Below are 11,748 nucleotides of genomic sequence, written 5' to 3'. Positions count from 1 at the left end.
TTAATCGTGGTACCACCCTAGTTGAACAATAAATGTACTGAAACAAAAATCAGGGAATAAAAAAATACCTGCGATTAAGGGACGACTTAATCGTGGTACCACCCTAGTTCAGAACAAATAATGTTCATCTCTTACTCTTAACGGAAGTGAAGCGGCTCGGCCTACTTGTAAATTCAGCCTGCAGTTCAGGAATGTATTTCATAAAGCATCTCAGACAGTTTTCACCAGCCACTGTTTCTCTAAATGACACACTAAATTACTTCTTTCCCTCTTAACCTTTAATATAGTCATTATTATAATATAAAATTTGTACAAACACAATAAAAAATAAATAAATTTTATAAACTGGCTGTATACATATGATATAATGTATAGCAATAATAATCTAATTTAATAGCATCAAGGAGGGATAGAACAATGCCTATCAAAGTTAAAGATGATTTACCGGCAGCTGATATTTTAAATAAAGAGAATATATTTATAATGCATGAAAACACAGCTTTTCATCAGGACATAAGGCCTTTGAAAATTGCAATTTTAAATCTTATGCCTCTTAAAATTACTACAGAAGTGCAGCTTTTAAGACTTATAAGTAATAATGCACTTCAGATTGAAGTTGAACTGCTTCATCCTAAAACCCATGTTTCAAAGAATATTTCACAGGAATATCTAATGACATTTTATAAAGTATTTGATGAAATAAAAGATCAAAAATTTGATGGACTTATTATTACAGGAGCACCAGTAGAGACATTGAAATTTGAGCAAGTGGAATATTGGGAAGAACTTGAGGAGATAATGGACTGGAGTGTACACAATGTATACTCAACTCTTCATATATGCTGGGGTGCACAGGCAGGATTATATCATCACTACAATATACCCAAATACAATCTTGATGAAAAGATGTTTGGAGTTTTCAAACACAGAATAACAAATAAAAATTTAAAATTACTTAGAGGATTTGACTATGAATTCTTTGCTCCTCACTCCAGAAATACTGAAGTTAGAAGGGAAGATATAGAAAAGGTTAGAGATTTGACTATAATTTCTGAATCTGATGAGGCAGGAGTGTATATAGTCTATGCAAAACAGGGAAGACAAATTTTTGTAATGGGACATTCCGAGTATGATCCTTTAACTCTAAAATCAGAATATGACAGGGATATAGACAAGGGTTTGAATATAAAGGTACCGAAACACTATTTCGAAGATGATGATCCTTCAAAACCACCTATAGTAAATTGGAGGGCACATTCCAATTTACTGTTTTCAAATTGGTTGAACTATTATGTGTATCAGGAAACTCCTTATGATGTGAATAGGATAAATTCGAAAATTTAAAAAATATTTTATTGATTGTTGGCAGGTGATTAATTTGAACATTTCATTTTTAGGAGGAGCTTGTGAAGTTGGAGGAAGTTGTATACTTTTAAAAATCAGCGATAAAAATATACTGCTTGATTGTGGAATAAGGCAGGGAGCAGCTAAAGATCCTATTCCTGATTTTAAAATCATTCAGGACAATGGTGGAGTTGATGTTATAATAATAAGTCATGCTCATATGGACCACATAGGATGTCTACCTATAATAAGTAAAGAGTATCCAATGGCCAAAATATATACTAATATTATGACCAGGGATTTAATGAAGGTCTTGCTCTATGATAGTTTGAAAATAATGAATAATAGAGAATCTGAAATTCCACTTTATGCGGAAAAAGATGTAAAGACAATGTTGAATCGTATAGTGACCATTAATTACATGGTTGAATTCATCATATTTGACAATATGAAAATATGTTTTTATAATGCAGGACATATAGCAGGTGCTTGCTGTGTTTATATAAAATCCTCTGAAGGTTCATTATTTTATTCAGGAGATTTTTCACTGTTTTCCCAGAGAACTGTAGAAGGATTAAAATTGCCAAAGTTAAGGCCTGATATTGGAATATTTGAAACTACTTATGGTGACAGACTACATTCAAATAGAGAAGTAGAAGAACAAAGACTTATAGATATAATAAAAGAGTGCATTGAAAATAATGGAAAAATGTTAATTCCAGCATTTGCACTTGGAAGGGCTCAGGAAGTAATACTTACAATAAAGAAGGCTATAAATAAAGGGATTATTCAAGATATAAAAATATATGTAGATGGCATGATAAGAGATATAAACAGAGTTTATAAATTCAATCCAACATATCTTAAAAATTCTCTGGGGAAAAAGATTCTTCGTGGCATTGAGCCATTTTATGATGATAATATAATATGTGTAGAAGATAAAAAAACCAGAGAAAAAATACTTGATAGTAAAAACAGCTGTATTATAATTTCAAGTTCTGGAATGCTTACAGGTGGATTTAGTCAGTACTATGCCGAAAAGCTAGCTCCTTTAGAGAATAATTATATAGTTATAACAGGCTATCAGGATGAGGAATCCCCAGGTAGAAAACTTTTAAGTTTATTGGATAAAAGTGATGAGGACAAGAAAATCGAAATAAATAGTAAAATAATTCCAGTAAAGTGCAGAGTTGAAAATATAGGGCTTTCCGCACATAGTGATAAAGAAGAAATAAAGTCACTTATAAAAATGTTGCTTCCTGGAAATATATTCATGGTACATGGAAATGAAAATGTAGTAAGAAGTTTTTCAAGGGAAATTTCACTTGAGACAACAGCAAGAGTATATTCTCCAAAGTGTGGTGAAAGTTATGAAGTGAATATAAACAGGCCGAGAAAACAGTGGTTTAGAAAAATAGATAAAACTCTTGGAGAAAAGAGTATTTTAAATGAAGAAAATATAGAGAAATTGTGGGAATTCACTATTGAAAATTATGGCCAGAAATTTTTTACCATAGAAGAACTTACATATATATGGAGTGGATATAAAAAATATATACTTGAATTTCAACAATGTATAATCAATTCAGTGTACTTTGAAAATGACATGAAAAGATTGTTTTTATTTAAAGCTAAATCAAGAGAGGAAGTAGAAGAGGCCTTAAAGCCCAAGGAACTTAAACCAAACGAGTTAAATGATTTGATAAGCAGATATTTTAAAAAATTTAAATTTAAAAAGGCAAGTTTAATATATGATGAAAAGAAAGTGATTTTAAGTTTTGATTTCCCATCTGTAGTGGATAAAAAAATATATAAAACCATGGCCGAATTTGAACAGGACAATAATTGGAAGATAGAGATATCAAATTCCATAAATATAAATGAGGCAAGCAGAATTATAAGAGAAATTTTTTATAATGAAGATATAAAGAAGATATCATATAGATTGGAAAAAAATTGTGTTGAGGTTAATTTTAGTTCTAATTTTCATGTAAATGATGATATTTTACATGAATTCACTAAAGATACGGGTCTTGTTCTTGAGGTGAGTTCTCCAGATTCCAGTCAACATACAACAATTAACTATGATATAATAAAATGTGATAAAGACAATGTCAGGATGGAACAAAATAAAGCCCTGAATTTTATTGAAAATGAATTTAAACATAAGGAATTCAAACCATATAAGAAAAGTATAAAAAACGATCAAAATGACAAGTATATAGAACTTGTTTTTATAACACCTGCAATTGGAAAAAAGTATGTTCATACTATAGATAAGTTGGTTGAAACTACAGGATGGGGTATGAAGATATCAAATAGTATAAATCAGAATGAAATAATCAACAAGGCGAATTTACTTTGCAGTATGAACAATATAGTATTGAAAAAGAATCCATCCTTTGATATATCTAATTTAACATTGAACTTAAAATTGCAAAAAATTCAAAATCATAAAATATTAGAGAATATAAAGAGGGAATTTGAACATGGTACAGGATGTACATTACTCTTTAATTCCTAAACGAGATAGACTGACATGGGTTGAATATAAGACAAAACTTTTGTACAATATAATAGGTATATTTAATTAAGAATTTACAGTCACATTGTTTAAGATGTAAAGTGGTTTTCAAATAAAAAACTAAGGAGTGAAAATTCTATATGAAAAATATGGACAGTTTGGTAGTAAACAATATCAGAATACTTTCAGCAGAGATGGTACAAAAAGCTAATTCAGGACATCCAGGTCTTCCAATGGGTGCAGCTCCGGAAGCATATGCAATCTGGGCAAAAAATATGAAACATAATCCTAAGAATCCAAAATGGATAGGTAGAGATAGATTTGTGCTTTCTGCTGGACATGGATCTGCTATGTTATACTCACTACTCCACTTATTTAATTATGGACTTACAACTGAAGATTTAAAAGGTTTTCGTCAGTGGAACAGCAAGACACCTGGACATCCAGAGTATGGCCATACAATAGGAGTGGAAACTACTACGGGACCACTTGGACAGGGTGTCGCAAATGCAGTTGGAATGGCAGCGGCAGAGCAATTTATGGCAGCTAAATTCAACAAACCAGGCTACAATATAATAGATAACTATACTTTTGTCCTGACTGGAGATGGATGCCTTATGGAAGGTGTTGCTTTAGAGGCGATTTCTCTTGCAGGAAAATTGGCACTTGGAAAACTTGTGTTAGTATATGATTGCAACAATATAACAATAGAGGGAAGTACGGATTTAGCATTTACGGAAGATACAGCAAAGAAATTTGAAGCATGTGGATGGCAGGCAATTGAAGTTCCAGAAGGAAATGATGTTGATAAAATAGATGCTGCTATAAAAAAAGCTAAAGCGGAGACAAATAAACCAAGTGTTGTAATAGTAAAGACACAAATTGGATATGGATGCCCTGATAAGCAGGGAAAATCTTCAGCTCACGGTGAACCACTTGGAGAAGAAAATTTAAAGGCTGCAAAGAAGTTCCTTGATTGGAATTACGATGAAGAATTTTATGTGCCAAAAGAAGTAAGAGATTATCTGGATCAGAGAATTGATGAGTTGTCAAATGAAGAAGAACAATGGAATCAGTTAAAAACAGAATATGATAATAAGTATCCAGAACTCTCAAAAGAATTGAAGCTGTGGTTAAGTGGAAAAGTAGCAGTTGATTTAGACACTGAAAAAGATATTTGGGAATTCGATAAACCTATGGCTACTAGAGCTTCATCCGGTACAATATTAAATAAAATCGACAAGATAGTTCCAAACCTTATAGGTGGATCGGCAGATTTAGCACCATCTAATAAAACTCACATGAATGGAGAAGGGGACTTTTCAAAGGATGACAGATCAGGTAGAAACCTTCATTTTGGTATAAGAGAACATGCCATGGCAGCTTTTGCAAATGGAATGACTTTATATGGTGGACTAAAGGTATTTGTGGCAACTTTCTTTGTGTTTTCTGACTATATGAAGGGAGCTATGAGACTTTCTGCACTTATGAAATTACCTGTAACCTACGTACTTACTCATGATAGTATTGGAGTAGGTGAAGATGGTCCTACACATGAACCGATTGAACAACTAGCAGCTCTCAGAAGTATTCCTAATATGACTGTATTTAGACCAGCAGATTCAAAGGAAACCGCAGCCGCTTGGGACTATGCACTTACAAAAGCTGAAGGACCAACTTGTCTCGTACTTACAAGACAGAACCTTCCTCTTTATAAAGAGACTGGCATTGAAGCCTTAAAGGGTGCATATATAATAAAGGACTCAAAGAAATCTAAACCTGATATAATACTTATGGCTACAGGATCAGAAGTGGAACTTATTTACAAGGCATCAGAAGAACTTGAAAAAAAGGGAATAGATTCAAGAGTTGTAAGTATTCCTTCCTTTGAACTGTTCGAAAAACAAAGTGATGCTTATAAAGAAAAAGTTCTGCCTAAATCAGTTAGAAAGAGATTGGCAGTAGAAGCAGCATCTTCATTCGGATGGCACAAATATGTAGGATTAGATGGAGACACAATATGTATTGATCATTTTGGAGCATCTGCACCAGCTAAGATTCTTTTTAGGGAATTTGGATTTACAGTAGAAAATGTAGTAGATAAGGCACTTGAAATTTTAAAATAGATTAAAAAAATATTTATGCAATATTCACAGTAACCATAGGTTTTTATCTACTTATGGTTACTTATATTATTGCAGATTTAATAAGTGATATCGTGTAAGGGGTTATATTTACAAAAGGGAGATGTTTAAGTTTGATTAACTTTAATTATTCAATTCCAACAGAGATTTTCTTTGGAAAGGGCAGCATAAGTATTCTAGGAAAACAATTAAAAAGATATGGCGCTAAAGTACTTGTTGTATATGGTGGAGGAAGTATAAAGAAAAATGGAATATATGATTTGGCAATTAAACTTATAAAGGAAAGTAAAATAAAATTTTGGGAATTGTCAGGTGTAGAGCCCAATCCTAAAATATCCAGTGTAAGACAAGGTGTAAAAATATGCAGGGACAACAGGATAGATTGTATACTGGCAATAGGAGGAGGCAGTGTAATTGACTGTTCTAAAGCTATAGCGGCAGGCTATTATTATGGAGGAGATCCATGGGATATTGTAACAGACCCTTCAAAAATAAAGAAAGCACTTCCTGTTGCGAGTATTTTAACATTAGCGGCTACAGGATCGGAAATGGACATATTTGCTGTTATTACAAATGAAGAAACCAAGGAAAAGTTAGGTACAAAAAGCTCATATATGGCTCCAAGGTTTTCCATACTTGATCCCACTTATACTTTTACAGTATCAAAAAATCAGACAGCAGCAGGAACAGCAGATATAATGAGTCATATTATGGAAAACTATTTTAATAATACAGAAGGTGCCTATGTTCAGGACAGATTAGCAGAGGCACTCTTAAAGACATGTATAAAATATGGCCCTATAGCTCTTGAAAAACCTGATGATTATGATGCAAGAGCCAATTTAATGTGGACTTCAAGTCTTGCGATAAATGGACTTCTGGATTATGGCAAGGTAAAAGGTTGGAGTGTCCATGGCATGGAACATGAATTAAGTGCATTTTATGATATTACCCATGGTGTGGGATTGGCTATATTAACACCCTATTGGATGGAATATGTATTAGATAATAATACAGTAGACAAATTTGTGGAATATGGAATAAATATATGGTCTATAGATAAAAATAAAGATAAATTTACGATAGCACATGAGTCAATAGAGAAAACACGCAAATTCTTTAATTCATTGGGACTTCCTGCCAGACTTAAAGAAGTAGGCATTGATGAAGAGAATTTTGAAAAAATGGCTGAAGGAGCTACAAGACATGGAAAACTGGGAGAATTCAAGCCCCTTTCAAAACAAGATGTCATAAATATATATAAGTCAGCATTATAATAGTTTACTTTCCCCCACATTTTAACAAGTGGGGGATTTTGATATTATTGTAGATATAGATTAAATCTTAGAAGGGCGTAATTGATATGATTATTAAATGTGACGAATTATTAAAAGAGTATAGAATCAAAAAATCTAAAGGTATAGCTAAAAGGGTCAATTTTATAGGTATATTCAATAAGGATGTTTACAATATAACTTCACCTTTTTTAACTAATGGAAGAACTGTTCTAGCTGGAAGAGTAGAATCAAAACGTACAAGTGATTCCATGGTTTCATTCTTCGAGAAATATGAAAATGTATGGTGTCATATAATAGAATCACCTATTATGCATCTTGAAGACCCATTTTTCACTAGGGTGGATGATGAATTGATAGTAGGTGGAGTTGAAGTATTCAACGATATAAATAACCCATATAATCTTATATGGAGGACAATAATGTATAGAGGAAAGGACATATTTCACTTGAAACTCTTCTTTGTAGGTCCTGATGGAATGAAGGATTTGCGTATAGCACAGTTAAAAGATGGTTCTATAGGAGTTTTGACACGTCCCCAGGGACATAAGGGAGGTAGAGGAAAAGTAGGATTTATAAAAATCAATAGACTAAATGATTTAAGTATAGGGGTAATTGAAGATGCACCTATATTAAATGATTTTTTTACTGATGAAGAGTGGGGAGGAATAAACAGTATATATCCTATTGATAAAGAAAATATTGGTCTTCTCGGTCATATAGCCAAAATGGATGAAACAGGTATGAAACACTATTATCCTATGACTTTTGTATTGAATATTAATTCAATGGTTTATAAAGACGTAAAAATAATTGCTGAAAGAAAAGACTTTCTTCCAGGACCAAGTAAAAATGAAACTCTGTATGATGTAGTTTTCAGCGGTGGACTGGAGTTTAAAGGTAAAAAAGCTATTTTATATGCAGGTGTAAGTGATATTGAAGCGCAGACAATTGAAATAGAAAATCCATTTTATAAGTATAAGATTTAGGAGGAAATTGTGAATATTATAAAATATAAATATAATCCCATAATAACATTTAAAGATGTGGTTCCTTCAAATAGTAAGTTTCAAGTTATAGGAGCCTTTAATGCTGGAGCAATTCAATACAATGAGGAAACAATTCTATTGCTTAGAGTAGCTGAAAGAGTTAAGCAAAGTGATGAAAAATACATGGAAATTCCAATTTTTAATAATGAAAATAGATCTTTGGATATTATGAATATATCTAGAGAAAATAAGAATTATGATTTTACGGATTCAAGAGTTGTTAGAAGAATGGATAGTAATTCTGACTTTTCATGTCTTACTTCCATGTCCCATATAAGGCTTGCAAGAAGTAAAGATGGGTTTAATTTTAAAATTGATGATAAACCTTTTATATTTCCTGACAACAAATATGAAAGTTTTGGAATAGAGGATCCAAGAATAACCAGAATAGATGATAATTATTATATTACCTACAGTGCTGTGTCAAATTATGGAATAGTAGTTGGTTTGGCTGTAACAAAAGATTTTAAAAATTATAAAAGCTTGGGTAATATATTCAGTACTGAAAACAAGGATGTTGTTATTTTTCCTGAAAGAATAAATGGAAAATATTTTGCATTGAATAGGCCTGTATCAAAAAGCACAGGTAAACCTATTATATGGATATCAGAATCTAATGATTTAATTCATTGGGGAAATCATGAAATATTGGCGGATACAAGAGAAAATTACTGGGACTGTAAAAAGATAGGAGCAGGAGTACCACCTATTAAGACCAAGTATGGATGGCTTGAGCTATATCATGGCGTAGATGAAAATGAGCATTATTGTATGGGTGCACTGCTTCTACAACTGGATTGTCCTAAAAATATTATTGCCAGAAGTAAAAAACCAATTCTTGTACCTAGTGAAAGTTATGAGACAGAGGGATTTTTCCCAAATGTTATTTTTTCTTGTGGAGCTGTAGAAAGATGTGATAAATTATATATATACTATGGAATATCAGATAATTCTATTGGACTGGCAATAACCAGTATAGATGATATTTTAAATACATTGATAAAGTAGGAATAATAATGAAAAAAGAAAATGATAGTAAGTTGTATTTTTGGGATTTTGCAATGCTGTGGTGCGGAGCAGCCATATCCATAGCAGAAATAATGACAGGTGGCCTTATAGCACCTTTAGGATTTAAATGGGGACTAATAGCAATTATATGTGGACATGTTATAGGAACAGCCATATTAGTAATCGGAGGAATAATTGGAAGTCGGGAAAAAATACCCGCAATAACTTCTACAAGAATATCTTTTGGAGTTTATGGATCCTATATATTCTCTGTATTGAATATATTACAGCTTATTGGCTGGACTGCAGTTATGATAAATACTGCCGCCCAATCTCTAAATCTTATAAGTGTTAAAATGTGGAATATAAATAATGTTGCATTGTGGAGCTTTGTAATTGGATTATTGGTTGCAATATGGATAATTGCTGGAATGGTAGGATTTAAGAAGATAAATACTATAGCAGTTGCACTTCTTTTTATTCTTACTATAGTTATGGGGTTGGTTATATTTAAAAATAATAACATCTATCATAGTACTGCTCAAAATAGCATATCATTTGGTTCTGCACTTGAACTTGTAATTGTAATGCCGCTTTCCTGGCTGCCTATGATAAGTGATTATACAAGGTTTGCAGTGAATGGAAAACAGGCAAGTGCAGGAAGCTTTTTAGGATATTTTATAGGAAGCTCATGGATGTTTATTATAGGTCTTGGAGCTGCTATTTTATCTAAAAATAGTGATCCATCAGCAATTATGCTGGCTTCAAATCTTGGTATAATAGCTTTTGCAATTGTAGTACTGTCTACAGTTACAACAACTTTTATGGATGTGTATTCAGCTGGAATCTCATTTTTAAATATAGTTCCAAAATTCAATGAAAAAATTGCAGCTGTAGTCATAACTATTATAGGAACTGTTATTTCACTTGCATTCAGTACAGATATCTATATGAATTTCTTGTATGCTATAGGTTCTGTATTTGCCCCATTGTTTGCTGTTTTATTAGCAGATTATTTTCTGAAGAAAAAAAGAAAAATAGAAGACACACTTTTATTAAATGTAGGATCGATGTTAGTTTGGATTGTTGGAATAATAGTTTATTACATATTCATAAAAATTGATTTTGTATTGGGAGCTACTGTTCCTAGTATGATATTGACTGCATTAATATATATTATTGGGTGGAATTATATAAATAGATGGAAGCTAGTTAGATGAGTACCACAGTATGATTAAAATTCCAAATTGGTGGTTCTTTTTTTATCATGGATAATATGTAAAAATTATAGCATAGAGATTAACAGTATTTAATAATGCTTACTGGAGGAATTGGATATGAAAATAGGAGTTGTTATGGGAGGAATATCCTCAGAGAGAGAAATATCATTGGATTCAGGAAAAGAAATAATAAGTAGTTTCAATAAGGATAAATATGAGGTAGTCCCAATTGTTATAGATAAAAAAGAAGATATAATAACTAAAACAAAAGACATAGATTTTGCTTTTCTGGCACTTCACGGCAAATTTGGAGAAGATGGAACAGTTCAATCTGTATTTGAAACTTTAAATATACCATATTCAGGATGTGGACCTTTGACAAGTGCAATTTGCATGGACAAGGATATGACAAAAAAAGTTCTCAAGAGTGCAGAAATTAATACTGCTAGATGGTTATGTGTAAAGTCTTTAGATGAAATAGATTATGATTATTTGGATGAAATAGGATATCCTGTATTTGTAAAACCTAATTCTGGAGGTTCAAGTGTAGCTACAAATCTTGTTAAAAAAAGAGAAGATATAGAAGATGCAGTTAAACTGGCTTTAAAATATGATGAAGAAGTTATGATAGAAGAGTATATAAAGGGTGATGAAGTTACTTGCTGCATACTAAACGGACAAACTCTTCCAATAATTTCCATAAAAGCTAAAACAGAATTCTTTGATTACAAGGCAAAATATGATTCAAGTTATTCAGATGAGTTGATTCTTAAGCTTGATAAAAATATAGAAGACAGCATAAAAAAGGTCTCGCTTGATTGCTGGAATGTACTAAAATGCAGAGTATATGTAAGAGTTGATTTAATTATAAAAGATGGAGTATCCTATGTTTTGGAACTCAATACATTGCCTGGAATGACAGCAAACAGTTTGTTCCCTAAGAGTGCAAAAGCCGTAAATATGTCTTATAGTCAACTTTTAGATAAAGTTGTTGAGTATTCCATTAAATAAAAGATTATCTATATAAACACTGTCTCATTAATTGTATAATTATGGGGTAGTGTTTTTTTATTATATATATTAATTAAATGTAAATTATATGTTTTTAATTGCACGGTATACTTTATATTGTGTCAAAATAGAATTGTGAATTGTGAATTGTGA

The 11,748-nt window shown here is 31.8% G+C and carries 8 protein-coding genes and 1 other annotated feature; all 8 genes read left to right on the top strand.

Features of this window, described 5'->3' with window-relative positions; all coding sequences use genetic code 11:
* Positions 1-74: 74 nt before the first annotated feature.
* Positions 75-282, bottom strand: a binding site (T-box leader).
* A gap of 135 nt (positions 283-417) precedes the next feature.
* The 8 genes from metA to KM800_RS02590 all read left to right on the top strand — a co-directional run bounded on the left by metA (position 418) and on the right by KM800_RS02590 (position 11,595).
* Positions 418-1,344 carry a homoserine O-acetyltransferase MetA gene (gene metA, locus KM800_RS02625; RefSeq protein WP_217811676.1) on the top strand — a complete coding sequence of 309 codons (927 nt, stop codon included), beginning with the start codon at positions 418-420 and terminating at the stop codon, positions 1,342-1,344.
* Positions 1,345-1,378: 34 nt separating this feature from the next.
* Positions 1,379-3,868, top strand: coding sequence for an MBL fold metallo-hydrolase (locus KM800_RS02620; RefSeq protein ID WP_217811675.1), 2,490 nt, complete (start codon positions 1,379-1,381; stop codon positions 3,866-3,868).
* A 140-nt stretch (positions 3,869-4,008) separates the two neighbouring features.
* A complete protein-coding gene (gene tkt / locus KM800_RS02615) occupies positions 4,009-5,994 on the top strand; it encodes a transketolase (protein ID WP_217811674.1) in 1,986 nt (661 codons plus the stop codon).
* Positions 5,995-6,125: 131 nt separating this feature from the next.
* Positions 6,126-7,289, top strand: coding sequence for an iron-containing alcohol dehydrogenase (locus tag KM800_RS02610; RefSeq protein ID WP_217811673.1), 1,164 nt, complete (start codon positions 6,126-6,128; stop codon positions 7,287-7,289).
* An 86-nt stretch (positions 7,290-7,375) separates the two neighbouring features.
* The gene (locus tag KM800_RS02605; protein WP_217811672.1) at positions 7,376-8,296 is read left to right on the top strand and encodes a DUF1861 family protein; all 921 of its coding nucleotides are present in this window, start codon (positions 7,376-7,378) and stop codon (positions 8,294-8,296) included.
* 9 nt (positions 8,297-8,305) lie between these two features.
* A complete protein-coding gene (locus tag KM800_RS02600; protein WP_217811671.1) occupies positions 8,306-9,364 on the top strand; it encodes a glycoside hydrolase family 130 protein in 1,059 nt (352 codons plus the stop codon).
* 8 nt (positions 9,365-9,372) lie between these two features.
* The gene (cytX, locus tag KM800_RS02595) at positions 9,373-10,584 is read left to right on the top strand and encodes a putative hydroxymethylpyrimidine transporter CytX (RefSeq protein WP_217811670.1); all 1,212 of its coding nucleotides are present in this window, start codon (positions 9,373-9,375) and stop codon (positions 10,582-10,584) included.
* Positions 10,585-10,701: 117 nt separating this feature from the next.
* Positions 10,702-11,595 (top strand): D-alanine--D-alanine ligase, encoded by an 894-nt coding sequence (locus tag KM800_RS02590; protein WP_217811669.1) that lies wholly within the window; start codon positions 10,702-10,704, stop codon positions 11,593-11,595.
* Positions 11,596-11,748: the final 153 nt, after the last annotated feature.

Source organism: Clostridium tyrobutyricum (assembly GCF_019144085.1).
GTDB lineage: Bacteria > Bacillota > Clostridia > Clostridiales > Clostridiaceae > Clostridium_B > Clostridium_B tyrobutyricum_A.
Note: the sequence above shows the minus strand (reverse complement) of the source record. Positions and strands in the feature narration are given on the sequence as shown.

Bases quoted from the DNA above. Each gene is read 5' to 3' on its own strand.
- metA (WP_217811676.1), top strand. From the start codon at position 418: ATGCCTATCAAAGTTAAAGATGATTTACCGGCAGCTGATATTTTAAAT.
- tkt (WP_217811674.1), top strand. From the start codon at position 4,009: ATGAAAAATATGGACAGTTTGGTAGTAAACAATATCAGAATACTTTCA.
- KM800_RS02605 (WP_217811672.1), top strand. From the start codon at position 7,376: ATGATTATTAAATGTGACGAATTATTAAAAGAGTATAGAATCAAAAAA.
- cytX (WP_217811670.1), top strand. From the start codon at position 9,373: ATGAAAAAAGAAAATGATAGTAAGTTGTATTTTTGGGATTTTGCAATG.
- KM800_RS02590 (WP_217811669.1), top strand. From the start codon at position 10,702: ATGAAAATAGGAGTTGTTATGGGAGGAATATCCTCAGAGAGAGAAATA.